At 70.3% G+C, this 25,831-nt stretch carries 20 protein-coding genes; 10 read left to right on the top strand and 10 right to left on the bottom strand.

Going from position 1 to position 25,831, the window contains the following annotated elements:
- Window positions 1-18 precede the first annotated feature (18 nt).
- Together FDF13_RS02475 and FDF13_RS02470 are read right to left on the bottom strand one after the other, a co-directional pair.
- Window positions 19-2,256, bottom strand: a complete 2,238-nt coding sequence (locus tag FDF13_RS02475; protein WP_137318308.1) for a TRAP transporter permease — start codon at window positions 2,254-2,256, stop codon at window positions 19-21.
- Between the two features lie 69 nt (window positions 2,257-2,325).
- Window positions 2,326-3,459, bottom strand: coding sequence for a TAXI family TRAP transporter solute-binding subunit (locus FDF13_RS02470; protein ID WP_137318307.1), 1,134 nt, complete (start codon window positions 3,457-3,459; stop codon window positions 2,326-2,328).
- A 352-nt stretch (window positions 3,460-3,811) separates the two neighbouring features.
- Here FDF13_RS02470 and FDF13_RS02465 point away from each other — a divergent pair, with 352 nt between their 5' ends.
- Complete coding sequence (locus FDF13_RS02465; RefSeq protein WP_137318306.1) at window positions 3,812-4,978, top strand: thiolase family protein; 1,167 nt, start codon at window positions 3,812-3,814, stop codon at window positions 4,976-4,978.
- 94 nt (window positions 4,979-5,072) lie between these two features.
- Window positions 5,073-6,245 (top strand): TAXI family TRAP transporter solute-binding subunit, encoded by a 1,173-nt coding sequence (locus tag FDF13_RS02460; protein ID WP_175406819.1) that lies wholly within the window; start codon window positions 5,073-5,075, stop codon window positions 6,243-6,245.
- Between the two features lie 23 nt (window positions 6,246-6,268).
- Here the strand turns inward: FDF13_RS02460 and FDF13_RS02455 are convergent, their stop codons facing one another.
- From FDF13_RS02455 to FDF13_RS02445, 3 genes are all read right to left on the bottom strand, one after another.
- Window positions 6,269-7,807: a hypothetical protein gene (locus tag FDF13_RS02455; protein ID WP_137318304.1), complete on the bottom strand. Its 1,539-nt coding sequence runs from the start codon at window positions 7,805-7,807 to the stop codon at window positions 6,269-6,271.
- Window positions 7,808-7,891: 84 nt separating this feature from the next.
- Window positions 7,892-9,367 carry a hypothetical protein gene (locus FDF13_RS02450; protein WP_137318303.1) on the bottom strand — a complete coding sequence of 492 codons (1,476 nt, stop codon included), beginning with the start codon at window positions 9,365-9,367 and terminating at the stop codon, window positions 7,892-7,894.
- A 79-nt stretch (window positions 9,368-9,446) separates the two neighbouring features.
- On the bottom strand, window positions 9,447-10,616 hold the full coding sequence (locus tag FDF13_RS02445; protein WP_254668868.1) for a CaiB/BaiF CoA-transferase family protein: 1,170 nt from the start codon (window positions 10,614-10,616) through the stop codon (window positions 9,447-9,449).
- 160 nt (window positions 10,617-10,776) lie between these two features.
- Here FDF13_RS02445 and FDF13_RS02440 point away from each other — a divergent pair, with 160 nt between their 5' ends.
- From FDF13_RS02440 to FDF13_RS02420, 5 genes are read left to right on the top strand one after another with little or no spacing between them, the layout of a single operon-like run.
- Complete coding sequence (locus tag FDF13_RS02440) at window positions 10,777-11,808, top strand: phosphotransferase family protein (RefSeq protein WP_137318301.1); 1,032 nt, start codon at window positions 10,777-10,779, stop codon at window positions 11,806-11,808.
- 1 nt (window position 11,809) lies between these two features.
- Entirely contained in the window at window positions 11,810-13,081 is a 1,272-nt protein-coding gene (locus tag FDF13_RS02435) for an acyl-CoA dehydrogenase family protein (protein WP_137318300.1), read from the top strand.
- Window positions 13,078-14,109 carry a phosphotransferase family protein gene (locus FDF13_RS02430; RefSeq protein ID WP_137318299.1) on the top strand — a complete coding sequence of 344 codons (1,032 nt, stop codon included), beginning with the start codon at window positions 13,078-13,080 and terminating at the stop codon, window positions 14,107-14,109. Before FDF13_RS02435 ends, FDF13_RS02430 begins: the two co-directional genes overlap by 4 nt.
- Window positions 14,106-14,951 (top strand): SDR family NAD(P)-dependent oxidoreductase, encoded by an 846-nt coding sequence (locus tag FDF13_RS02425; RefSeq protein ID WP_137318298.1) that lies wholly within the window; start codon window positions 14,106-14,108, stop codon window positions 14,949-14,951. The genes FDF13_RS02430 and FDF13_RS02425 overlap by 4 nt, the downstream gene beginning before the upstream one ends.
- Window positions 14,952-14,994: 43 nt before the next feature.
- Entirely contained in the window at window positions 14,995-15,687 is a 693-nt protein-coding gene (locus tag FDF13_RS02420) for a histidine phosphatase family protein (RefSeq protein WP_137318297.1), read from the top strand.
- A gap of 99 nt (window positions 15,688-15,786) precedes the next feature.
- On the opposite strand, the gene FDF13_RS14945 is transcribed toward FDF13_RS02420, so the two are convergent.
- Window positions 15,787-17,784, bottom strand: coding sequence for an acyl-CoA dehydrogenase family protein (locus FDF13_RS14945; protein WP_217494885.1), 1,998 nt, complete (start codon window positions 17,782-17,784; stop codon window positions 15,787-15,789).
- Between the two features lie 11 nt (window positions 17,785-17,795).
- Window positions 17,796-18,587 carry an enoyl-CoA hydratase/isomerase family protein gene (locus FDF13_RS02410; protein WP_137318296.1) on the bottom strand — a complete coding sequence of 264 codons (792 nt, stop codon included), beginning with the start codon at window positions 18,585-18,587 and terminating at the stop codon, window positions 17,796-17,798.
- A gap of 285 nt (window positions 18,588-18,872) precedes the next feature.
- On the opposite strand from FDF13_RS02410, the gene FDF13_RS02405 reads away from it, so the two are divergent.
- Window positions 18,873-19,934: a zinc-dependent alcohol dehydrogenase family protein gene (locus FDF13_RS02405; RefSeq protein ID WP_137318295.1), complete on the top strand. Its 1,062-nt coding sequence runs from the start codon at window positions 18,873-18,875 to the stop codon at window positions 19,932-19,934.
- An 84-nt stretch (window positions 19,935-20,018) separates the two neighbouring features.
- On the opposite strand, the gene FDF13_RS02400 is transcribed toward FDF13_RS02405, so the two are convergent.
- Window positions 20,019-21,131, bottom strand: a complete 1,113-nt coding sequence (locus tag FDF13_RS02400; protein ID WP_137318294.1) for a YihY/virulence factor BrkB family protein — start codon at window positions 21,129-21,131, stop codon at window positions 20,019-20,021.
- 401 nt (window positions 21,132-21,532) lie between these two features.
- On the opposite strand from FDF13_RS02400, the gene FDF13_RS02395 reads away from it, so the two are divergent.
- Both FDF13_RS02395 and FDF13_RS02390 read left to right on the top strand, forming a co-directional pair.
- Window positions 21,533-22,111 (top strand): NADPH-dependent FMN reductase, encoded by a 579-nt coding sequence (locus FDF13_RS02395; RefSeq protein WP_137318293.1) that lies wholly within the window; start codon window positions 21,533-21,535, stop codon window positions 22,109-22,111.
- 479 nt (window positions 22,112-22,590) lie between these two features.
- Window positions 22,591-23,265: a 4a-hydroxytetrahydrobiopterin dehydratase gene (locus tag FDF13_RS02390; protein WP_137318292.1), complete on the top strand. Its 675-nt coding sequence runs from the start codon at window positions 22,591-22,593 to the stop codon at window positions 23,263-23,265.
- A gap of 44 nt (window positions 23,266-23,309) precedes the next feature.
- On the opposite strand, the gene FDF13_RS02385 is transcribed toward FDF13_RS02390, so the two are convergent.
- On the bottom strand, window positions 23,310-23,744 hold the full coding sequence (locus FDF13_RS02385) for a hypothetical protein (RefSeq protein WP_137320323.1): 435 nt from the start codon (window positions 23,742-23,744) through the stop codon (window positions 23,310-23,312).
- 26 nt (window positions 23,745-23,770) lie between these two features.
- Complete coding sequence (locus FDF13_RS02380; RefSeq protein WP_137318291.1) at window positions 23,771-25,663, bottom strand: glycerol-3-phosphate dehydrogenase/oxidase; 1,893 nt, start codon at window positions 25,661-25,663, stop codon at window positions 23,771-23,773.
- Window positions 25,664-25,831 lie beyond the last annotated feature (168 nt).

Genomic DNA, 25,831 nt, shown 5'->3' with positions numbered 1-25,831 from the left:
TGGCCGGCGGCCCTGCGGTCAGCGGGCGGTGCTGCCGGGACCTGCCGGGTCCTCGGGGTCGCGGCGCGCCTCGGCCCCGGCGGCACCCGGGCGGCGGCCCGGGGCGTCGGCCGCATCGCCGCCGTGGACGTGGCCCTGGCGGTCCGAGGCGCCGGCGTGGATGTCCGCGCGGTCGTCATCGGCGAGCACGGTGGCTCCCCCGGAGTCGAGGTCGGTGGCCAGGCCGCGGGTGGCGGTCGGTCCCATGACCCCGTCGGTGGCCTCGCCGCCGGTGTGCGCAGCCGCGTACTCCTTGGAGGCGGCGGCGTCCTTCGCCTCCAACCGGCGTGCCTTCTCGCGTTCGATCGCGGCGGACTCCTCCGGGCCGCCGTCGTTCCAGAACCGGGTGACGACCATGGCGACCACACCGACGGCCAGGCCGATGAGGCTCGAGGTGAGCTCCGGTGCCAGGGTCGCCAGGCCGGCGGCGAACAGCACCACTCGCATGACGACGGTGAGGCGCCGGGCGACGCCGATCATCCAGCCCTCGAACGCGCAGCCGAGGAAGAACACCCCGATGAGCGCGAAGACGAAGGTGTAGATGATCTGGAACACCGTCGAATCCTGCGCGACGAGCGCCGGGTTGAGGACGAAGGCGAAGGGGATGATGTACTTCACCGATCCCAGGCGCATCGCCGTGAGCGAGGTCGACATCGGCGGGGTGCCGGCGATGTTCGCCGCCGCGAAGGAGGCGAGCGCCACCGGCGGGGTGATGTAGGAGACGGTCGCCCAGTAGATCACGAACAGGTGAGCGGCGATCGGGTTGATCCCCATGCCGGTCAGCGCCGGGGCCATGACGATCGCGAGGAACACGTACACCGCGGACACGGTCATGCCCATACCGAGCACGAACGAGGTGACCGCACCGGCGATGAGGATGAGGAACAGGTTGTCGCCGACGAGCGTGATGAGCTCGCGGGCCAGGGACAGGGACACGCCGGTCATCGACAGGCCGCCGACGATGAGTCCGACGCCGGCGATGATGCCGATGATCTCCGCGATGGTCTTGCCGCCGGCGAAGAGGAAGTCGACGAACGACTTCGGGGTGAGGCGGTGGTCCTTCATGAAGATCGCCACGACGAGGAGGAAGCCGACCACCCAGTACGGGGCCTGCGACTCGTTCTTCTGCACGGTGAGCAGGAGGATGAGGCCGATGAGCGCCACGATGTAGGGCCAGCCGAGCAGGGCGGTGCGCCCGGCCCGGGGCAGGAGGTGCTTGGGCACGCCCTTGAGGCCGGTCTTCGCAGAGTAGGCGTCGACCTGGATGTAGATGCCGAAGTAGTACAGGACGGCCGGGATGGCCGCTGCGAGGGCGATCTCGCCGTAGGGCACGCCGACGAAGGACACCATGAGGAAGGCCGCGGTGCCCATGATCGGCGGGGTGATCGTGCCACCGGTCGAGGCGGTCGCCTCGACGCCGGCCGCGTAGCGCCCGGGGAAGCCGGACTTCTTCATCGCGGGGATGGTCATCGGGCCGGTGGTGAGGACGTTCGACACGGCCGAGCCGCTCATCATGCCCATGAATGCCGAGGAGATCGACGACACCTTCGCCGAGCCGCCGCGGTAGCGGCCGAACACCGACTGCGCGAGATCGTAGAAGAAGGTCGCTCCGCCGGTGTGCTGGAGGGCGACGCCGAACAGGAGGAAGCCGATGAGGATCGAGGCCGCGGTCTGCAGCGGCAGGCCGAGGATCGAGTCGACGCCCATGACGTGGATGCGGGCGGCGTCGTCGAGCTGGTAGGGGATGCCCTGGAGGAAGGGCACCGGCACGGCGAGGGCGAACATCGGGTAGATCGAGAACACGAGCGCGATGAGCGTGACGACGAGTCCCGCCGCGCGGCGCAGCGCCTCGAGGACGAGGAGCCAGAAGATGAACGAGAAGACTATGGTGATCGTCGGATAGGTCAGCGACTTGTCCCAGCCGAAGTTGACGATGTTCTCGCCGTTGAGACCGAAGTAGAAGGCCACGACGAAGGTGAGTGCTGCGAGCACGACGTCGTAGAACGGCATCGCCCGGTCCTTCTGGGACTTCGCGATGGGGAAGATGAGGAACACGATCGGCAGGAAGAACGCGAGCGTGTAGTAGAGGTAGGAGTTCGTGAGGAAGGTGAGCCCGAAGGGGATCCAGAAGAAGGCCTGGCTCATCGCCAGCAGCACACCGAGAACGGTGAGCACGACGATGACACCCTTCCACATCGGGGTGATTCTCTGATTCATGGGAGTTCCTGTTCTGCGATCGGGCCGACGCGGCCGGCCCCGGAGAGAGTGTGAGGAGTGGAGGCGGGGTCAGTCGATGGGTTCGAGGTGCTCGTCCTTCCAGTCCATCCACTGCTGCTTGAGATCACCCGAGGTGTCGGCCTGCGCGAGGAAGTCCGGCCAGGTGGCCCGCATCTCCTGGCCGTAGGCGATGAGCTCCTGGTTGCGCTGCTCGGCCTCCTCGGTCCAGGCGCCGTGCTCCTCGAGGAACTCGACCGTGCCGTCGTGGAACGGGACCTGCGTGGGCATCTTCACGACGTGCTCGATGTCCCAGTTCTCCGTCGTCGCGGTGGCGTCCTCGTACTTCGGGTAGTGCTCCTGGAACGCGTTCGCGGTGTGGTAGGCCTGGGTGTCGGAGACCTCCTCGTAGGAGACGACCGGCAGCGGGTAGATGAACCCGTTGTCCGACTGGCCCTCCTCCTGGCCGGCGCCGCCCTCGAACGGGCCGACCTCGACGGCGGGCGCGACCTCCTTGAGGGCGGCGATGCGCTCGGTCTCGTCCGGGTCGAGCTCGAGCCACGCGGTGTCGACGGCGCTCTCGAGCTCGTAGAGCGAGGAGCCGTAGACCTGCTGGAACAGCACGTCGATCTTGCCGGCCTGCAGGGCGCCGGGCTGCTCGCTGTAGGAGACTTCGACAGGAACGACATCGTCCCAGGTCAGACCCGCGTAGGCGAGGTAGGCGTCGAGCTTGTTGTTCACCGAGGGGTTCGCGGTGACGCGGGGGACCCGCTTGCCCTCGAGGTCCATCGGGGTCTCGATGCCGGTGTTCGTGCGGGTCATCATGGCGTGGGGGCCGGTGGGGGCCCAGACGATGCGCAGGTCCTGGGGCCCCCAGTCCGCGGTGGTGAAGTCCTCCTCGCCGTGGAAGGCGAAGATGTACTCGTCGCCGGTCCGCGACATCACGGCCTGCTTGTTCCGCAGGGGGCTCAGGCGGCCGACGGCGGTGTCGGAGGTGAGGATGCGGATCTGCGCGTCCTCCTCGGAGGAGATCGTGTTCGCCGCCGCGGCGAGGTCGGCGTAGGTCGAGGTGCCGGTGCCGTAGGTCGTCCACGCGGTGAATGCGGGGAAGTCGTCGACCTCCTCGTTGAGCTCGAGCTGCGCGCAGCCCGACAGCAGCATGACGCCGGCGGTGATGGAGGCGAGTGCCCGCGTAAGTCGTGTCATCGTCGGTCTTTCCTGTTCGGGATCGAACGGCGATCGGCCGGGAGCGGCCGAGGTGCCGAATCGGTGGTGCGCCGCCGGGCGATTCAGCAGGGTCGGGCGGATCCGCGGGGGATTCGCCGTTGAATGACTGAGGACTCGGAAGAGCGCGATGGCAGGGCGTGCAGGACGGCCTGCGGCCCTGCGAAATTGTTACACGGAACACATAAGATTCCCAAAATTCATTGCCACAGGTGTATAAATGGTGATGCGGGCCACTGGCGTGGGCCGCACCCCGACCATCGACCGCAGCGCCACCGCAGCCCATCGTCAGAAGCACCACCGTCCGGGACACCGCAGTTCAAGGAGACACCCGATGCCAGAAGCAGTCATCGTCGACGCAGCCCGCACCGCAGTCGGCAAGCGCGGCGGAGCCCTCCGCGACATCCACCCCGTCACCCTCGGCGGCCACGTGCTGTCCGCCCTCGCCGAGCGGAACTCGCTCGACCCCGCCCTCGTCGACGACGTCGTCTTCGGCTGCGTGGTGCAGGCCGGCGAGCAGTCCTCGAACGTCGCCCGCTGGTCCGCGCTCGCCGCCGGCTGGCCCGAGACCACCCCCGGCACCACCGTCGACCGTGCCTGCGGCTCCTCGCAGCAGGCGCTGACCTTCGCGATCGCCTCGGTCGTCGCCGGGCACTACGACATCGCCGTCGCCGGCGGCGTCGAGTCGATGACCCGCGTGCCCATGGGCACGAACCGCGCCAACGGACCCGGCAAGGCGTTCGGTCCGGCGATCTTCGAGCGCTACGGGCAGGAGGAGTTCAGCCAGGGCGTCGGTGCGGAGATCGTCGCCGAGCGCTGGGGCTTCGACCGCACCGAGCTCGACCAGCTCGCCCTCGACTCGCACGCCCGTGCACAGGCCGCGACCGAGCGCGGGGACTTCGCCGCGCAGATCGTCCCGCTCACCGGCCTGACCAAGGAGGGCGAGGAGTTCGAGTTCGCCGCTGACCAGGGCATCCGGCCCGGCGGCACGCTCGACTCCCTCGGCGCGCTCAAGACCGTGTTCAAGGAGGACGGCGTCGTCACCGCCGGCAACTCCTCGCAGATCTCCGACGGCGCCGCCGCCCTCCTCGTCATGACCGACGTCAAGGCCCGCGAGCTCGGCCTCACCCCGATCGCCCGTGTCCACACCGCGACGCTCGCCGGCGCCGACCCGATCACCATGCTCACCGCACCCATCCCGGCCACCCAGAAGGCGCTGACGAAGTCCGGGCTGTCGGCCGACGAGATCGGCGTGTTCGAGGTCAACGAGGCGTTCGCCTCGGTCCCGGCCGCCTGGATGAAGGAGATCGGCGTGGACTGGGACCGGGTCAACCCCAACGGCGGGGCGATCGCGCTCGGCCACCCGCTGGGCGCCTCGGGCGCGCGGATCATGACGGACCTCGTCCATCACATGCGCCGCACCGGCACCCGCTACGGCCTGCAGACGATGTGCGAGGCCGGCGGCCAGGCCAACGCCACCATCCTCGAGCTCATCGACTGACCTGTCGCGCCGGGCGTCACACCGCCCGACCCGCGGCGCGGCTCCCCGGGGCGATCCCCGCCGGCCGCACCCGACACCTGCAAGGAGACCCACGTTGACGCACCCCCACCGGATCCGGCGCACGCTCGCCGGGATCGCCGTAGCCGCCCTCGCCCTCACCGGCTGCGGTGAGATCACGAGCAGTGGCACCCCGGTGACCGAGTCCCAGGCCGGTCACCACGCCAACGGCCTGCCCAAGGCCACGGTGTGGACCGGCTACGGTGTGGGCACCTCGAACTACTCCGAGCAGGCCGCCGTCGCCGAGGCACTCATCAAGGAGTACGACACGCAGGTGCGGATCCTCGGCTCGGACACCGGGGTCGGCCGGCTCACCCCGCTGCGCACCGGCCAGGCGCAGACGGCTCGACTGTCCGACGAGGCGTTCTACGCCTTCGAGGGCAAGTACGAGTTCGTGTCCCCCGACTGGGGGCCGCAGGACCTCCGGACGTACTGGACCCCTCCGACCACCGTGGCTGTCGGCGTGGCGGGGAACTCCGGCATCGAGACCCTCGCGGACCTCGAGGGCAAGCGGGTGCCGTGGATGGCGGCCAACCCGTCCTCGCAGGAGAAGATCATGGGCATCCTCGCCTATGCCGGCCTCACTCCGGACGATGTCGTCAAGGTCCCGGTCGAGTACGGCGCGCAGCCGGAGATGTTCAAGAACGGCGGACTCGACATGGTGTACTTCGGGGCGCAGTCCTCGGCGATCATCGAGGTCGCCACCCAGATGGACTACCGGTGGGTCGACTTCGACGGCGACGCCGAGGCGGAGAAGCGGCTCCAGGAGTACGCGCCCTCCGTCGTCATCGAGGAGTTCGAGTCAGCGGTCGGCATGGAGGACACCGTCAAGCACGGCCCGACGTACGCGATCCAGATGACCACCTACGCCGACTTCAGCGTCGACGAGGTCTACGCGATGGTGAAGACTTTCCACGAGGCGTACCCGCTCTACGCGGACGCCACCGCCACGACGAAGGACTGGAAGTTCGAGGACATCGACTGGATGCCGATGGTGCTCCCGCACCACGACGGCCTGGTGAAGTACCTCGAGGAGCAGGGCCTGTGGACCCCGGAGCACGAGGAGCGCAACCAGCTGCTCATCGAGCGCGGCGAGACCCTGCGCGCCGGTTGGCCCGAGGTGCTCGAGACCACCCCGGAGGACGAGCTCGCCGAGACCTGGGAGCAGTGGAAGGCCGAGCACGCGCCCCACATCCCGCGCGAGGACTGACTGCCGCCGTCTGACTGCCGCGCTCACCCGGCGGTGGCGTCCCAGGCGGTGACGAAGTCCTTCTCCCAGCGGGCCGGTTGCTCGCTGTACTTCTCGTAGCTCAGGTCGGTGGCGACGCCGTCCGCGGTGCTGGAGAACCTCAGTTCCTCGTCGCCGATGCTGATCCGGATCGATGCGGTGCCGTCCCAGTCGCGCTGCCGGAGGAGCCGGACGATCTCCTCCCGCTCGGCCTGCGTGTGGGCTGTGGTCCGGTCCCGGGCGGCGACCGTGATCCCGAGGTCGAAGGTGCTGGGTGTGCCGTCGCCGGACAGGCCGCGGAGGTCGTCGATCGTCGAGGCGTCCCAGCCGGCCTCCCACAGCCCGGACAGCAGCGGCACCTGCGCGGGCCACTGGGCGACGGTGGCGACCGAAGTCGACCAGTGGGGGTCCGTGCCGATCTTCAGCGTGGTGTCCGGGCTCAGCGGCCAGTCCTCGGACGCGGCGTAGTCGACGATGTCGCGCAGCGCATCGGCGTCCGGCACGCCGACGCTCACGGTGCTCCCCGCGGCGGTCCCGTCGCCGCCGAGCCCGGTCACCGTGCCGCCGCGCTCGACGATCGGCTCGATGACGACGAACAGGTCCTCGAAGCCCTCGTCGGGTTCGCTGGTGGCGAGCCCGTCGTCGGTGATCATGTCGACCTCCGTGCCCTCGCCGTAGCCGATCGGGCCGAGCTCGTTCTCGAGGTGCTCGAAGGCGGGGACGATGTCGGTGGGCGCGGGGACCTGGATCGACAGCGCGGTGTCCCTGCGCGAGGGGCTGATCTCCGCGCGCGTGAGCAGCTGGTCCGTCCCGGCGAGTGCTGGGTGGGTGTCGCGGAGCACGGGGAGGGTGCCGGGGTCGGCGAGGTCGAGGACGTACTCGATCGCGCTCGGCCGATCCATCTCCCCGCGGAGATCCTGCGGCGTGGGGTCGGCGGGTTCGTCCGCGGTCCGCGGCCGGTGGACGTCGAGTTCGTAGGGTCGGGTCCGGGCGGCGACGGATTCGGTCCAGGCGGCCATGTCGGTGCCCGGGTCGAGTTCGAGCACGATGCGCGAGCTCGGGCGCAGCGGGCCGGGGTGCATGCCGCCGAGCATCCCCCAGCCGCCCGGAAGATGGCCGGAGGCGACATCGGGGAGCGTGTGGAGGTACGGCAGCGCCGAGAGCGCCGGTGCGGTGGGCGGCGGGTCGTACAGGGTGTTCGGGAGACTCTCGGGGACGCTCGCGGTGAACTTCCCGCTCGTCGCGGTGACCTCGGGCGTGCCGCCGGGATACCGGAAGTCGTTGACGAGGTCGAACAGTTCCCCTGCGGTGTCGCCGAGCTCGTCCGCCGAGGCGTCGGTGCGGAGGTCCGCCTCGACCGTGCCGGGCGAGGTCTCGGTGGCCGAGGCGATGCCGGGCAGGGTGCGGATCTCGTCGACCAGCGCATCGATCGAGGAGCGCGGACGCGGATCGGAGATGCCCTGGCCGAACCGCTCGAGCACGGAGCAGCCGGACGCCACGAGGAGGGTGACGAGGAGACCGAGGGCGACGATGATCCGTTTCATGAGGCCAGCCTAGGAATGGGGCGGGTGCCGGGTGTGGCCGTGCTGTGCCAGGTCCGGCACACCTCGGCGGCGGGTGCCTGCCGCTCAACCGGCGGTGGCGTCCCATTCGGCGAGGAAGTCCGCGGCCCAGCCGGTGGGCTCCCGGTCGGCTCCGTGGAGGGCCATGTACGGCTCCTCGGCCGCGCCGTCCGCAGCGGACCAGAAGATGAGGTGGTCGCCGGTCGCGAGCGAGATCTGCGCCCGGCCGTCCCAGCCGGTGGTGCGCAGCACGTCGATGAGCGCGGCCCGGCTGTCGGCGCTGGTGAGGTCCTGCGTCTCGGTGCGGTAGAGGCGGAGGTCGAAGTCGCTGAGCTGGTTGCCGGCTGACATCCGGACGGAGTCGAACCCGGCGTCCCACAGCGCGGCGAGCAGATCCGCGTGCGCCGGCCAGGAACCGGCGGTGAAGTACGGCGAGTCGTCGGGGTGGGAGGTGTGCTCGACGGAGAGCCGGGTGTCGGCGGACAGCGGCCAATCCGAGCCGCTCACCGCAGCGGACACGTCTCGCAGGGTGTCGCCATCCGGCATGCGGGCGGTGAGTGAGTCGCGCCGGAGGTCCATCGATCGCACCTCGGCCCCGGTCGCCTCGAGCAGCCCCCGGGCCTCGAAGAACGCGTCGACGTCGCCCTCGCCCCCGCCGACGGACAGTCCCTCCGCCGAAGCGACGCGCACGTCGTCGAGCCGATCAGGTCCGTACTCGGCTTCGAACGCCGCGAGGACCGCGGGGATGTCGCTGTCGGCGGGCACGGCCAGCGCGGTGTCCGGGGCGGTGTCGATGCTGCTGAGATCGGCGTCGATCAGGGTCGCGGAGACTGACTCGACGGCGTCGTGGAGCCGGGCGAGGTCCGCGGGGAGATCCGGTCGGGAGAGGTCGAGGTCGATCGACACGTCCGGGGGTTCGGGCTCGGCGGAATGCTGGTCGGGCTCGGCGGCGTCGTCCGTCGTCTCCGCGGCTTCTCGATCGTCCGGCGGGAGCAACCGGATCTCGTCGTCGGTCATCGGGCGGTGGGCGGAGAGCCGGAGCTCGCGCGGGGCGGCCGCCGCGTCGCTGGTCCAGGTGCGCATGTCGGTCCCCTCCTGCAGCCGGACCGAGGCGCCGCTGCCGTCCCCGAGCGTGCCCTCCTCCACCGCAGGAAGGGCGTGGAGGAACGGCAGGTGCTCGAGGGCGAGCGGGCCCGGCTGCGGCACTCCCGGGCCGGCGCTGTGGCGGATGATGCCGATCTCGCCGGTGAACACCCCGCTCTCGACGCTCAGTGTGGGCGCCCCGTCCGGATAGCGGTGCCCGTTGACGAGGTCGAACAGGGCCTGGGAGGTATCGGCGAGCTCCGCCTCCTGCGCCCCGGTGTCGAGTGTGAGCTGGAACTCGGATGAGCCGGTCGCGATGACCGAGTCGACTCCGGCGAGCGCGGACGCCGCCTGCACGAACTCCGCATAGGTGGACTTCGGTCGGGTGTCGATGAGCCCGCACCCGGCTCCGCCGAGCAGGGCGAGGAGCAGTCCGAGGGCGACGAGGATCCGGTTCATGATGCCAGCCTAGGGATGGTGGCGGTGCCGGGCGTGGCGGTGATGTGCCGGTCCCGGCACACCTCGGCCGCGGCGCGGGTCAGCTGTCGGTGCCGGCGAGCCAGGCGCGCACCGCATCGGAGTCCTCGCCGAGCTGCGGGGGCTCCTTGCGGTAGCTCGCCGGGGTGGCCGACATGCTCAGCGAGCTGCGCACGGTCGGCATCGACTCCGGGTCCTCGGTGTGCCAGATCGGGTCGATGCCGAGCTCACGCGCGGACTCGAGGCCCTCGCTGACGTTCTGCACCGGCGAGCACGGCAGGCCGGCGCCGCGCAGCAGCTCGAACCACTCGTCCTTGCCCTTGACCGACAGCGCCCGCTCGAGCAGCGGGCGCAGCTCGGCGCGGTTGATATTGCGCTTCTCCGGGTTGTCGAAGCGCTCGTCCGTGAGCAGCTCCGGGGTGCCGAGCACCTGGCACAGGCGGGCGAACTGGCCGTTGTTGCCGGCGACCACGATGAGGTCGCCGTCGGCGGTGGGGAACGCGTTGTACGGGTAGATCGTCGGGTGCTCCTTGCCGTTGCGGGTCGGGTGCTTCCCCGTCGTCGAGGCGACCTGGTACTGGTTCGCCATGGTGAAGATCGCGTTCGCCATGAGGTTGTTCTCGATGAGCTGGCCCTCCCCGGTGCGCTCCTTGTGGCGCAGGGCGGAGGTGATGCCCACGGCGGTCATCATCCCGGTCGTGAGGTCGAAGATCGACACACCCGAGCGCACCGGCTCGCCGTCGGCCTCGCCGTTCATGTCCATGAGCCCGGCCATGCCCTGCACGAGCACGTCGTAGCCGGGCAGCGCCGCCCCCGCACCCGAGGTGCCGAAGCCGCTGATGTGGGCGTAGATGATGTCCGGGTTGATCTCCTTGACGCCGTCGTACCCGAGGCCGAACTTGTCGATCGAGCCGGGTTTGAAGTTGTGGATGAAGACGTCGGCGCGGGCGGCGATGTCCTTCGCCACGGCGAGGTCGTCGGCGTCGGAGAAGTCGAGGGCGATCGAGTGCTTGTTGCGGTTGACCGCCTGGTAGTAGCAGGCGCTGCCCTGGTACGCCGGGGGCGTCCAGGCGCGGGTGTCGTCGCCGGTGGGGCTCTCGACCTTGATGACGGTGGCGCCGAGGTCGCCGAGGATCATTGTGCAGTAGGGTCCGGCGAGCACGCGGGAGAAATCGGCGACGATGACGCCGGAGAGCGGGCCGGGATTGGGTGCGGTGATGTCGATGGTCACAGGATTCATCCTTGAATGAGCAGCCGGTACGAGTCGTTCGATTCTCCCACAGGGCGCCTCGGGCCCGGCAGGCCGGTCCCCGGTTTCGGGGCTTGACACTGCGCGCCGGATTCCATACGGTTCAAAAGACTCGAACGATTGTTCACTCAGGAGGTCAAAGGTGACCGGTACCACTGCTCCGGCCGGGATCGACCCGGTCACGGTCGGCCGCTGGATCGAAGACAGGTTCGGCGCCGCCGACGTGACGTACACCGTGCTCTCGATCGGCCGCTCGAATCTCACGTACACCGTCGAGGTCGACGGGGAGCCGCGCTGGGTGCTGCGCCGCCCGCCGCTCGGACACACCGGCGGCAGCGCGCACAACGTCGCCCGCGAGGGCCGCATCATGGCCGCGCTCGGACCCACCGACGTGCCGGTGACGAACGTCCTCGAGATCGTCGACGACCCGGCCGTCATGGAGGTCCCGTTCGTCTTCATGGACCACTGCCCCGGGTTCCCCATCAACACCCCGGAGGACTGGGCCCGGATCCCCGACGCGGACAAGCGCGACACCGCCTTCGGGATGATCGACACGCTCGCCGCGATCCACCGCGTCGACGTCGACGCCGTGGGACTGACCGACCTGCGCCGTCCCGGCGGCCTCATCGAGCGCCAGCTGCGCCGCTGGCTCGGCCAGTTCGAGCAGATCACCCAGCGCGACATCCCGGAGATCAGGGAGGTCCACGACGTCCTCGCCGCAGAGATGCCCGAGGCCGCGGACTCCTTCATCGGGATCGCGCACGGCGACTACAAGCCGAACAACATGATCTTCGCCCCCGACGGCACGATCAACGCCGTCGTCGACTGGGAGCTCACCGCGATCGGCGAGGTGCTCACCGACCTCGGCTACTTCATCGCCATGCTCACGACCCCGGACGAGTACACGAGCATCTGGGTGCCGCGGCCGGAGCACGGCTTCCCCACGAAGGCGGAGCTCATCGCCCGCTACGAGGAGCAGTCGGGCATCACCGCGTCGAACGTCAACTACTACGCGGCGTTCGCGATGTGGAAGCTCGCATGCATCCGCGAGGGCGTCTACACCCGTCTCATCACCGGACAGATGGGTGACCTCGATTTCGATCCCGAGGAGGCCGGCGCCGGTGTGGAGCAGCTCGCCAAGCAGGCGCTGACCATTCTCAAGGAGGAGAACTGACATGAGCTGGAACTTTTCAACGGAGCCCGAGTTCGAGAAGAAGCTCGAGTGGATGCGCACGTTCGTGCGCGAGGAGATCATGCCGCTCGAGGTCGCCGATCTCAGCCCGGAGGCCTTCACGCAGGTCTCCGACGGTCTCAAGCAGCAGGTCAAGGACCAGGGGCTGTGGGCGGCGCACCTCGAACCGGAGCTCGGCGGGGGCGGCTTCGGCCAGCTCAAGCTCGGCCTCATGCACGAGATCCTCGGCGCGAGCGTCTTCGCCCCGTCGATCTTCGGCAACAACGCCCCGGACTCCGGCAACGCCGAGCTGCTCGCGATCGCGGCGAACGAGGAGCAGAAGGAGAAGTGGATGAAGCCGCTGCTCGCCGGTGAGCTGCGCAGCTGCTTCTCGATGACCGAGCCGGGTGCCGGGGCGGACCCGACGATGCTCACCACCCGTGCGGTGCGCGAGGGCGACGAGTACGTCATCAACGGCCACAAGTGGTTCTCCTCGAACGGCTCCCACGCGGACTTCTTCATCGTCATGGTCGTGACGGACCCGGACGCCGAGGCGCACGAGCGCGCCTCGATGATCATCGTCCCGCGCGACACCCCGGGCGTGAATGTGCTGCGCGACATCCCGGTCATGGGCCTGTCGCACGCCGCCGGCGACAAGGGGCACGCGGAGATCCTCTACCAGGACGTCCGGGTGCCGGCGGCCAACCTCGTCGGCGAGGAGGGGCAGGGATTCATGCTCGCCCAGAAGCGCCTCGGCCCGGGCCGCATCCACCACGCGATGCGCTGGCTGGGCCAGGGCAGGCGCGCCTTCGACATGATGTGCGAGCGGGTCGTCACCCGTGAGGTCAAGGGCTCGACGCTCTCCCAGAAGCAGATGATCCAGGACATGGTCGCGACCTCGAAGGCGGAGCTCGAGGCGGCCCGCCTGCTCACCCTGCAGGCGGCGTGGAAGATGGACCAGGGCGGCACGAAGAAAGCGCTGACCGACATCGCGATCATCAAGTTCTGGGGCGCCCAGGTGCTCTTCAACGTCATCGACCGGGCGATCCAGGTGCACGGCTCGCTCGGCATCACCGGTGATCTGCCGCTCGAGGAGATGTACCGCAACGCGCGTTCGGCCCGGATCTACGACGGCCCGGACGAGGTCCACAAGGTCACCGTGGCCCGGCGCGTGCTGCGCGGCTACGAGCCGCACCCGGTGCCCAGCGAGCACATCCCCACCCGCACCGAGGAGGCGCAGAAGAAGTTCGCCCAGTACCTCGAGGCGGCCTCGTGAGCGAGGTCGACGACGCCGCGGTCGCCGCCGAGCACGCGCGCCAGGCCGGGATCGAGCTCGACACGCTCGCGGCCTGGCTGCGCGAGCGGATCGGTACCGGCGAGATCTCCGACCCGGACTTCCTCACCGGCGGCACCCAGAACGTGCTGCTGGGCTTCACCTGGAACGACGAGCGGCTGATCTACCGCGGCCCGCCGGTGAACAAGCGGAAGAACTCCGACCAGATCATGCTCCGCGAGGCCCGCGTGCTCGCAGCCCTCGGCGGCAGCAGGGTGCCGCACCCGGAGTTCATCGCGGCCTGCGACGACCTCGAGGTGCTCGGCAACGCGTTCTTCATCATGCGCTCCGTGGCCGGGTTCAACGGGGTGAGCGGCGTGCCCGAGCACGTCGCCGCCGACCGCGACTGGCAGCACGCGATGGGCCTCGCCCACGCCCGCGCGATCGCCGAGCTCGGCAACATCGACCACGTGGCCGCCGGCCTCGAGGGGTTCGGCAAGCCCGACGGCTGGCTCGCCCGGCAGCCCGGCCGCTGGGTCGGGCAGCTCGAGAGCTACCGCGAGTTCGAGTCCTGGCCCGGACTCGACCACCCCGGCGTCGAGGCGATCCCGGCCTGGCTCACCGAGCGGATGCCCGACGCGCGCAACGCCGGGATCATCCACGGCGACTGCCACCCGGGCAACGTCCTCTTCACCCGGGAGGAACCGGGCGTGGCCGCGATCGTCGACTGGGAGCTGTGCACGCTCGGCGACCCGCTCCTCGACCTCGGGCACCTGCTCGCCTCGACCCACGGCCTCGCCCTGCCCGGCTGGCCGGCGAAGGACGAGGTCGTCGCCGCCTACGGCGAGACCAGCCGCTACGACGTCTCCGACGTCGACTTCTACCACGTGCTCGCGTGCTTCCGCTTCGGATCGATCCTCGAGGGCTCGCAGGCGCGCGCCTCGGCCGGTCTCGCCCCGGAATCGGTGGGCCGGCGGCTCCACGAGCGCACCGTGTCCCTGTTCGACCAGGCGATGGAGATCATCGGATGAGCACCGAGAGCACAGCACCCGGCCACGGCGGGAACGCACCCGCCGAGCCGCCCGCCGGCACCTCGGGAACCGGCACTTCCGGCGCCGGTCGGTGGGCCTTCGACTTCACCGGGAAGCGGGTCGTCATCACCGGCGGCTCGCGCGGCATGGGATTCGAGATGGCGCGCGCCTTCTCCTCCCTCGGGGCCGAGGTGGCGATCGCCTCCCGCAAGATCGCCTCGTGCGAGGACGCCGCCGCCCGGATCACCACGGAGACCGGCGGGCGCGTGCACCCCTACGCCCTGCAGGCCGCGGACTGGGACCAGTGCACGGAGTTCTCCCACCGGGTGTGGGACGAGCTCGGCGGCGTCGACGTGCTCGTCAACAACGCGGGCTCCTCGCCGCTGTACGACTCGGTGGCAGGCATCAGCGAGGAGCTCTACGACAAGGTCATCGGCCTCAACCTCAAGGGCCCCTTCCGGCTCTCCGCGCTGCTCGGGGAGCGGATGGCCGAACGCGGGGGCGGGTCGATCGTCAACATCTCCTCGATCGCCGCGCTCCACCCCAAGCCCTCGACCGTGCCGTACTCCGCGGCGAAGGCCGGACTCAATGCGACGAAGATCGCCCTCGCCCACGCCTACGGGCCGAGCGTGAGGGTCAACGCCGTGGTGCCCGGCACCTTCCTCACCGACATCGCCAAGCACTGGGACATGGAGGCGTTCGGCAGGCGGGCCAAGAGCTTCGCCGCCGAGCGCGGGGGAGAGCCGGACGAGATCGTCGGCGCGGTGCTCTACCTCGCCTCGTCGCTCGCGTCCTACACCACAGGGGCGCTGCTCACCGTCGACGGCGGCGCCCCGAGCTGAGCGCGTCCCGGCTTCCCGACCGACCACCTCTGAACGGAGACCCATGAGCAACTTCCTCGGGCGGGCCCTCGGCACCGCACTGCTGACCCGCGTCGATGATGCGACGGACGTGTACCTCGTCCGCCACGGCCAGCAGGTGCGCGCCGGCAAGGACTCCCCGGAGTCGATGGCCTACGACGCCCACCTCTCCGAGCAGGGCCGTGCGCAGGCGCTCGCCGTGGGTGAGGCGCTCGCCGGGGCCGGGCTCGACGCGGTGTACTCCTCGAACCTTGCCCGCGCCCACGACACCGGGAAGGCGATCGCCGCCCACCACGGGGTCGAGGTCGTCGTGGACGAGCGGCTCAAGGAGGTCGGGATCTTCCGGGACGTGCCCGGCGAGCAGAGCTTCGAGCAGGCCGTCGGCACCGAGCGCGCGCTCGCGGCCAGCCGGCAGATGATCGAGACGCTGACCTGGGACTCGATCCCGCTCGGCGAGGGCTCGGCGGAGTTCCGCGCCCGCGTCCACGGGGCGATCTGGGAGATCGCCCGGCGCCATGCGGGGGACCAGGTGGCGATCGCCTGCCACGGCGGCGTGATCAACGCGTTCCTCGCCGAGGAGTACGGGCTGAGCCGCGACTTCCTGTTCCGGCCCGCCCACGCCGGGATCACCCGGGTGCGCTTCGCCGCCGATCGCGCGATCATGCTCACCGGCAACGAGATCTCCCACCTCGAGGCAGCCGACCTCCTGAGCTTCTGAACGGCGCCTTCTCCTAGCGTGTTCTGGTTCCTTCTCGAGTGGTCACTTCTCTTCGATTCTTCGCGATTCTCCGAAGAGAAGTGACCACTCGACGTGGGCTCACTCCGCGGGAGCGGAGTCGGTGAGGTGGTCCCAGATCACGGGTTCGCCGCCGGCTAGGGCCAGGCGGCCGAGCTCGACGAGCGCTGCGTGCTCGCTGGTGCCGGAATCGCGGGTGGCCCAGATGAGCTGGGTGAGGTGGTGGAGCGGGTACTCTGCGGTGATCCCGATCGCGCCGTGGAGCTGATGGGCCTGGGCTGCGATGAGCCCGCCGGCCTGAGCGGCGATCGCCTTCGCCGACAGCGCGGCGGCGGCCTGGGCGTCGGTGATGCCCGTGCCCGAGGCGCCCACCGCCTCGGCCTCGGCCGTCGGGCTGCCCGCCGCTTCCTCACCGACCCTGCTTGCGGCGGAGTCCGCACCGGGGGCGAGGAGCCCGTCGCCGGCGATCTCGAGGGCGCGGTCGTAGGACTCGACTGCGAGGTCGAGCTGCATGCGCATCCGCGCGATCCACGACTTCACCGCCGGGACCGCCGCGAGCGGCGCACCGAACTGCTCGCGCTCGATGACGTGGCCGATGGTCAGTGCGAGTGCTGCCTCGCCCGCGCCGACGAGCACCGCGGCGTCGAGCAGTGACGCGAGCGCGGTGGCCTCCCGCTGTCCGAGTCCGGCGCCGGTGTGCGCGGCGACGAGGTGCTCGGGCAGGTCTGCGGTGACGCCGAGGCGAGCGAGCCCGCGCACGATCGCTCCGGCATCGGCGAGGGACCCGCCGGACCCGCCGGCCGATTCCGGCACGGACACCCGCGTCCAGCCGAGGTCCTCGACCGTCGAGCGCAGCCGGTCCTGCCCGGCATCGCTGCGATCGACGTCGAGCAGGGTGCCGCCGGCGACCTTCCCGGCGAGCTCGACGAGCTCCTGCGCCTCGGGGTCGGCCAGGCGCGGCTGCGGGGTGGCCTTCGACAGGTCACGCGGCAGCTCGAGCTTCGCGACGATGCCGAGCAGCACGTCCTCCGCCCCACCCCGGATCCCGAACGCCGGAGACGCCCACAGCGCCTGCTGGATGAGGCCGGCGAGCTTCTCACCTGGGGTGGGAACGAGGCGGCGGGCGATGTCGATGAGCCCCTTCTCGAACCCGTTGCCGATGAACTTCGAGGCCGCCGCCAGCCGGATCGGCGCCTCCCCGGCATCGAGTGCCGCAGCGATGCGGCGGTACATGTGGCGCAGCGCGGAGAGCTCCGCGACGACCTGTCCGAGGTCGCGCAGCGCACCCTCGTCGGTGCGCAGCCCCTCGCCGGCGAGCACCTCGGGCACGAGCACCCACGTCGACAGGGCCCGCTCGGGTCCGCCGCGCTCGAAGCTCAGCTGCTCGATCACCTGCTTCCAGCCCTCGCCCTCGGTGCCGATGAGCCGCTCGCGAGGAATGAACACGTCGGTGTAGCGAACCTCGTTGAAGTGGTGCTCTCCGGCGAGGTCGACGATCGGGGACACCTCGATGCCGGGGGAGTCCATGTCGATGACGAACTCGCTGAGCCCCTGGTGCTTCTTCTCCTCGTCCGAGGTGCGCGCGAGGATGTACGTCGCGGTGGCGTTGTGCGCCTGGGTCGTCCAGATCTTGTGGCCGTTGAGGAGCCACCCGCCCTCGGTGGGCACGGCACGGGTGCGCACGCTCGCCAGATCCGAACCGGATTCCGGCTCGCTCATCCCGAGCCCGATGATCGCCCGGCCGGCGACGATGTCGGGCAGGATCGCAGCCTTGAGCTCCGGAGTCCCGGCGCGCAGCACCGCCGGGCCGATCTGCCGCTCGGCGATCCAGTGCGCGGTGACCGGAGCACCCACCCGCAGCATCTCCTCGGTCAGCGCCAACCGGTCGGTGTTCGGCCGGCCCTCGCCGCCGTGCTCGACCGGCCACGTCATGCCGAGCAGCCCGGCCTCGCCGAGCGCGCGGGAGAAGTCCCGATCCACCGAGCGCAGCCAGCAGTCCACCGTCGGGGTGAACCGGCCGGCCGAGAGCCAGTCGTCGAGCAGGGTGCGGATGCGGGTGCGGATCTCGGTCGAGCTCATCCCCGGCCTCCTCAGCGTCCCTCGAAGCGCGGGGCGCGCTTCTCCTTGAAGGCGGCGACGGCCTCGGCGGAGTCCGCGGTGGACTGGATGACCGCCTGCTCCGCGGCGGCGTGGACGAGGTGGTCGGTGAGCGACTGGGTGCGCGCGATGCGGGTCAGGCGCTTGATCGTGCGGATCGCGATCGGCGGGCCGGCGGCGAGCGACTTCGCGAGCTCCATCGCTGCCGGCAGCAGCTCCCCGTCCGGGTGGTGGGCCATGGTGATGCCGAGCTCGGTCGCCTCGGCGCCGTCGATGAACCGGCCGGTCCACATGAGCTCGAGCGCGCGCTGCTCGCCGACGATGCGCGGCAGCATGTGCGCCCCGCCGTCGCCGGGCACCAGGCCGACGCGCACGTACCCCTGCGACAGCCGGGCCTCGGTGCCGATGAGGCGGATGTCGGCCATGAGCGCCATGTCCATCCCCGCACCGATCGCATCACCGTTGATCGCGGCGATATAGGGCTTCTCGAGGTGCTCGAGGGCGCGCGCGACGGCGTGGACGTCGTCGGCGAGGTAGGCGCGGCGCTCGAGGGTCTCCGTCACCCCACCGAACTCGCCGAGGTCCACCCCGGCGCAGAACCCCTTGCCGGCGCCGGTGATGAGGAGGACCTTGACCTCGGGGTCGGAGGCGGCGGTGTCGATCGCGGCGGCCCAGGCGGCGAGCAGCGCGCGGTTGAAGGCATTGCGACGCTCGGGCCGGTTGAGGGTGATGACAGCGACGCCGTCCTCCACCCGGTAGTCGATTTCGGGTCCGATCGAGGTCATGGGTGCTCCTTCGCACGCAGGGTCCGGCGGCGACCGCCGCAGAACTGAACAATCGTTCAGGTACTGCTCCCGAGTCTATGGAGGGCTCACGGGGCGGTCAACGCGTGTCCGCAGAGCGGGCGAGGGGCGTTCGGTGGGCTGCGGCGGTGAGTCCGGCGGTGGGTCCGTTATGCGGACGGCATGCTCCCGACATGTGATGGCCATCACGTGTTCGCATATGCGGGTTCGACTATAGGAACATGCCGCGGAGTCATCCCGGCGCCGCGATACTGCGAAGGAGACACCATGAAAGCTCTCGTCTACCACGGCCCCGGTCAGAAGTCCTGGGACGAGGTGCCGGACCCCACGATCCAGCAGCCCAGCGATGTCATCGTCAAGATCGACACCACGACCATCTGCGGCACCGACCTCCACATCCTCAAGGGCGATGTCCCCGCGGTGACCGAGGGTCGGATCCTCGGGCACGAGGGCGTCGGCACCATCACCGAGGTGGGCTCCGCGGTGACGACGCTGTCCGTGGGCGACCGCGTCATCATCTCGTGCGTGTCCGCCTGCGGCCGCTGCTCCTACTGCAAGCAGGGCGTGAACTCCCACTGCCTCGGGGCGGAGGGTGCGGAGGGCATCGGCTGGATCTTCGGCCACCTCATCGACGGAACGCAGGCCGAGTACGTCCGCGTGCCCTACGCGGAGACCTCGCTCCACCAGCTGCCCGAGGGTGTGAGCCACGCCGAGGGCGTGCTCCTGTCCGACATCCTGCCCACGGGTCACGAGATCGGTGTGCAGTACGGGCGCGTCAAGCCCGGCGATGTCGTCGCCGTGATCGGCGCCGGGCCGGTGGGCCTCGCCGCGATGCTCACCGCCGACCTCTACGGTCCCTCACGGGTCATCGCCATCGATCTCGACGCGAACCGCGTGGAGGAGGCGAAGAAGTTCGGCGCGACCGACGGCGTGGTGTCCTCGGACGCGGACTGGAAGGACCAGGTCATGGCAATGACCGACAATCTCGGCGTCGACGTGGCGATCGAGGCCGTCGGCATCCCGCAGACCTTCACCATGTGCCTCGACATCGTCCGCCCGGCCGGCACCGTGGCGAACGTCGGCGTGCACGGGACCGGGGTGGACCTGCCGCTCGACACCCTGTGGATCTCGAACATCGCGATGACGATGGGTCTGGTCAATGCCAACACCACCGACACCCTGCTCAAGATGGTCGCCTCGAAGAAGCTCGATGCCACGCCGTTCGTCTCGCACACCTTCGAGCTCGACGACATCATCGAGGCCTACGACGTGTTCGGTCGCGCAGCGGAGACCAAGGCGCTCAAGGTCATCCTCGAGGCCCGAGCCTGAGGCTCGATCTCCGGAGTCCGAGGTCCGGGCCCCCGAAGCGCGGCCTCAGGTGCGAGGGGGCGCTCCCGAGGCGCCCTGCGGCGATCAGCTGCGGGGCGCCTCGTCGGGTTCGGAGGTCTCGCCCGCGGAGATCCGCAGGGCGCGCGCCCGCTCGACGTCCTCGGCGAAGTTCTTCTCACGGGTGTCGCTCGCGGTGGTGTCGCGCGGCGGCAGCTGGATCTCCCGCTCGGCCGGCAGTCCCGCCTGGAGCTCGCGACCGCGCTCGAGCTCGGCATCGATCTCCGCTCCGAGGAGGAGCACCGCGTTGACGATGTAGAGCCACAGGAGCAGGACGACGACGCCGGCGAGCGCCCCATAGGTCGCGTTGTAGTTGCCGAAGTTCGTCACGTAGAAGAAGAAACCGAGGGTCGCGAGGACTGAGACGACGATCGCGACGACGGCGCCGATGCTGATCCAGCGGAACCGCGGCTGCTTGACGTTGGGGGTGGCGTAGTAGAGGAGCGCGACGACGACGATGACGACGCCGGCGAGCAGGAACCACTTGGCGATGTTCCACACCGTCACCGCCGTCCCGCCGAGTCCGATGAGACCGCCGATGAACTCCGCGATCGGGCCGGACACGACGAAGATCACGAGTGCGATCGCGCCGAGGGCCAGTAGCAGGGCGGTGAGTCCGTACATCTGGACGTTGATCTTGATGAGACCGCGTCCCTCTGGGACGTCGTAGATCCGGTTCATGGCCCGGCCGAATGCCTTGGTGTAGCCCGAGGCCGTCCACAGTGCGATGACGAGACCGAGGACGAGGCCGAGCCCGGGGGCAGGAGCGGTGAGGACCGCGGAGAGCGCTGGCTCGATGGTCTTCCACGTGTCCGCGGGGACCACGCGGTCGGCCTGCCGGAGGACGGTTTCGAGCGATCCGCTCTGGCCCACGAGGCTGAGCATGGACACGAGCGCGATGAGCGCGGGGAACGTCGACAGCACCATGCGATAGGTGAGTCCGGCGGCCAGGTCCATGCACTCGTCGTCGAGGTACTCCCGGTACGTCGTGCGCGCGATGTTCTTCCACGAGGGCTTGGTGAGATCGCTCGGGGAGTCCGGCTTGTCGGCGTGGGACGGGTGCCGCACCCGCCGGGGCGGATGCGCGGTGTCGTCGATGCCGGACAGGGGACTCTCGATGTGCTTCTCGTGGCTGGCCATGCCGGCTCCGTTCGCTGCGCGGGCGGGGATTGCATCAAGGGGTCTTGCGTGAGTGTACGCCGGTCGTACCGGGCGGCCGCGCGCCGGGCGGCCGGTGGCGCGGTGAGGGCGGTGGAGCGGTGAGGCCGGTGGAGCGGTGGGCGCCGGGCCGAGGGCGGTGCCGGGTGGCGGGCGCCTCGGCGGCGGTGGGGAGGAGTCGGCGGCACGGTGCCGGGTGGGGCGGCGCTGTGAGGAAACCCTTACTGGTCATGGAATGATTCAACTTTGAACTAAGTTAGTCTGAGTGAAGACGCAGGGATCCGGGTCTTCGGTCGGCCACCGCCGCAGCATCGGCGGTCTCGGAAGTCCGGCACCGCCGCACGAGATCCCCCTCGACATCCGCCAGCCTACACAGGAGAGACATGCTGAAGATCGCCATCATCGCCGGGACCAACCGACCCAATGCCCTCAACCCCCAGGTCGTCGACTGGATGGCCCAGCAGCTCGCCGCCCGCGGCGGGATCGAGGCCGAGATCGTGCGCTTCGACGACTTCGACCTACCGGTCCTCGATGAGCCGATCCCGGCGGGCGCGCACATGTACCAGAACGACCACACCAAGGCGTGGGGCGCCAAGCTCGCCGAGTTCGACGGCTACATCTTCGTCACCCCCGAGTACAACCACTCGGTCCCCGGCGGCCTCAAGAACGCCCTCGACTACGTCAGCCTCGAGTTCAACCACAAGGTCGCCGGCATCGTGAATTACGGCGCCGACAAAGGCGTGCGCGCGGCCGAGCACCTGCGCCTGATCCTCGCGAACTCGCGGGTCGCCGTGGTGCGCGACCAGACCTCCTTCAGCATCTTCACCGACTTCACCGACGGGCAGTTCACTCCGCAGGAGGTCTCGGTCCAGCCGTTCGCCTCGATGATCGACGACATGGTGCTCTGGGGCGAGGCGCTCGTCGGCGCACGCGAGAAGCGCGCCGCGATGACCGACGCCTGATTCCACCCAGAGTGCAATTTCTTGCGGTTCCTGTGAACGGAACCGCGAGAAATTGCACACTTTCGGCACTCGACCTGCAGACGCCCGGCCTATCGGCACCCGGCCTCAAGGTGCAAGACTCTTCTGGCACTCGATCTGTAGGTGTTTGACTCTCTTGGCCTTCGACCTATAGGCGCCCGACTCTATTGGCGTCCGATTCGCGGGAGCGAAAACGGCGCCCCGCTCGCGTCGGGGCAGGCGGTATCGGGCTTGTCTCCGACGAACTGCGCGGTATCCCGATTCGAACGCGTCATTGCGCGCCTGGATCGGGATACCGCGCAGTTCGACGCGGAGCGCCTGTGACGCGGAGCGCCTGTGTCGAGGAGCGCCAGTGACCTTGCGATACATTGCGGATCGGCTCCCAGGAACCTTCGCATTTTGAGGTCTCGGGTGGGGGATCGGGGGCTGACACGGGCGCGCGGACACGGGATAATCGATCCATGAAGATCCTCACCGGCGATGTCATCCGCGCGAACCTCCCCGCTCAGTGGCGCCTGATGAACCGGATCGTCCGCGCGCGGTTCCTCACCGGGGACTTCGCCACCGGCATCCGCTTAGTCGACGCCGTGGCCGAGGCGGCGGAGACCGCCGACCACCACCCGGACATCGACCTCCGGTACCTCCACGTCGACCTCGCCCTCGTGAGCCACAGCGCCGGCGGGGTCACCCAGCGCGACCTCGACATGGCGGAGACGATCAGCGGGATCGCCGCCCGGCTCGGCGTGAGCGCCGCACCGGAGCGGCTCACCGAGATCGAGATCGCCCTCGACACCGTGCGCGCAGAATCCATCGCACCGTTCTGGGCCGCCGTGCTCGACGGCGACATCGGACGTGTGCAGGGCTCCGCGGAGTTCTTCTCGTCCTACGGCGGAACGGTCACGGAGATCACCGGCCAGGTGCCGCCGCTGTGGTTCCAGCTCACCGAGCAGCACGAGACCCCTCGGCAGCGCTTCCACCTCGACGTGTGGGTGCCCGACGACCAGGCGCAGGCCCGGATCGAGCGGGCGGTCAAGGCCGGCGGCACCGTCGTCGACACCAGCCACGCCCCGAGCTTCACCGTCCTCGAGGACAAGCAGGGCAACCGCGCCTGCATCTGCACGAGCGGCGACTCCTGAACCGAGCCTCCGCCACGAGCCTCAGCAGAGGCCGGACCCGGGCCTTACCCGAGCGCGGCGAAGCGCTCCGCCAGCGCCGAGGCGGCACGCACCCCGGCCCGGCACGTCGACATCGGCACCTGCCCGAAGACCGCACGCGGCAGCGGGTCGCGGCACAGCTTCGCGGTGCGGGGCTCGTCCCAGTCGATGAGGACGAACCACTCCGTGTCCTCCACGATCTCCCTCACCGTGCCGACCGCGCAGAGCTCCTGGCGGCGCGACAGGTACGCCCAGATCCGATCACCCGAACGCATGGTCCGGTACCCGCTGCGCAGGCACCACTGCCCGATGGGCTGGGATCGCCCGATCGCCTCCCACACCGCGCTCGCGTCCCGGCGCGTGCGCCAGTCCGCAGGCAGATGCTCCGCATGCGCGGCGGGGTCGATCGGCAGGAGCCAGTCGACCACCCGGCGGGTCTCCCTGCGCCCCGCCGCGGTCATCCGTTCTCCTGCACCCGTATCTGTGCTCACTCCCGGCTCCGGGCGGCGTACTCCGCGACAGCCTCGGCGTCGGTCCGCGTGCGCTCCGCCGCACGTTGGGCGGCGACCTCCGCGGTGAACCCCTGGAGCTCGGCGGCGGTCGCCTCGGCATCCCAGCCCAGGTCCGGGGCTATGAGCGCGGCGACCGCCCGGGCAGCCTCCACGCCCCGGTCGGCGCACGCGAGGTCGCAGCGCAGCCGTCGGTGGAGCACGTCGGCGAGGTGAACAGCGCCTTCGGCTCGCACCGCATAGACCGCCTCGACCGCAAGGTGCTCCCGCGCCCCCGGCAGCGGCTCCGCGAGCTCGGGGCGCTCGTCGATGAGGTCGAGCAGCTCGCCGAGCAGCGAGCCGTAGCGGTGGAGCAGCCGGTCGAGGCGCGCGTCGTCCCAGCCGTGGGCGGCGCGGAGCCGCTCCCGGCGCGGGCCGGTGATCTCCGTGATGTCCGCGCCGAGCAGCGGCACGGATTCGGTTCGGCTGCGCGGGTGCGGGCGGCGGGCGCGGAGTGCGAAGTCCACCGCGTCCTCCGCCATCACCCGGTAGGTCGTGAGTTTCCCGCCGACGATCGCCGAGGCGCCCGGCGCGATCTCCTTGGTCGCGTGCTCGCGTGACACCCGGGTGCTGTCGTCGGAATCCGCCGGCGGTTGCACGAGCGGGCGCAGGCCCGCGTAGGCGGCCACGACATCGGTGCGCTCGAGCGGCTCGCTGAGCACGGCGTTGGCGTTGGTGAGCACCCGCTCGATGTCCTCGGCGGTGACGAGCGGATGGCTGACGCTCTCGCGCCACGGGGTGTCGGTGGTGCCGATGAGCCACAGCTCGCCCCACGGGATGATGAAGAGCACCGAGGTCTCCGTGCGGGTGATGACGCCGAGGCCGGGGTCGGCGGCGATGCGGTCCCGCGGCACGGTGATGTGGATGCCCTTGGAGGCGAGCACCCGCAGCCCGGCGGAGGAGCCGGTGAGCTGCTGCTGCCGTTCGGTCCACACGCCGGTGGCGAGCACGGTGTGGCGGGCGTGGATCGTGAACTCCTCCGCGGTGAGCTCGTCGCGGGCGCGCACCCCGACGATGGGCCGGCCGGTGCCCCGGCCCGCGGGATCCTCTGTGCAGGAGGCTGGGCCCGCGGAACTGTCTGCTCCGGAAGCCCTGCCGGTGTCCCCGCCGGAAGCCCTGCCGGTGCCACTGCCGTCGCTCCCGCTCTCGCCGTCGCTGTTGCTCGGGGTTGCGGATCCGCCAGCAGCCCCGTCCGTGCTCTCCGACGCATGGAGGTAGCCGGTGACCGGGGCGTGGTTGGCCGCCACCGCGCCGTGGGCGACGGCCGTGCGGATCAGCGTGTGCGTGAGGCGGGCGTCGTCGACCTGCGCGTCGCCGTACTCGATCCCGCCGTGCTCGGTGCGCAGGCCGGGGAAGCGGCTGCGCAGGCCGCGCGGGCCGAGGTGGCGGTGGAGCGGCATCGCGCGGCGCGTCCCGGGGCGGATCGCCATCGCGTCGTAGAGCGTCATGCCCGAGCCGATGTAGGCGCGGTCGGCGACGGGCGAGTCGAGCGGGAACACGAAGGACACGGGGCGCACGAGGTGCGGGGCGAGGGTGGTGAGGAGCAGATCGCGCTCGCGGAGCGCCTCGGCGACGAGGGCGAAGTCGAGCATCTCGAGGTAGCGCAGGCCGCCGTGGACGAGCTTCGAGGACTTCGAGGATGTGCCCGAGGCCCAGTCGCCCGCGTCGACGATCCCCACCCGCAGGCCGCGGGTCGCGGCATCGAGGGCGACGCCGGCGCCGGTCACTCCGCCGCCGACGACGAGGATGTCGAGCGGAGTCGCCGCCGAGGTGCGGGCCAGGGTGTCGATCGCCCGGGAGCGGGCGGCGGGGTCGAGTCTTCCGGTGCGCATTCTCATCACTCCTCTGCCGGCGCCCGGGGCGGCACCCGGCGGTCCGCGCCACCGATGTCGGGCGGCGGCACGTTCCGGACCGGTCCTGCCCGGGTCCGGTCTGATCATCGTATCCACGCCCGCTGGGTATCCGGGCGGAATGCTGGCCGGGACCGGAGGCCGCTGACT

This window comes from Brevibacterium sp. CS2 (genome assembly GCF_005280295.1).
Lineage (GTDB): Bacteria > Actinomycetota > Actinomycetes > Actinomycetales > Brevibacteriaceae > Brevibacterium > Brevibacterium pityocampae.
Note: the sequence above shows the minus strand (reverse complement) of the source record. Positions and strands in the feature narration are given on the sequence as shown.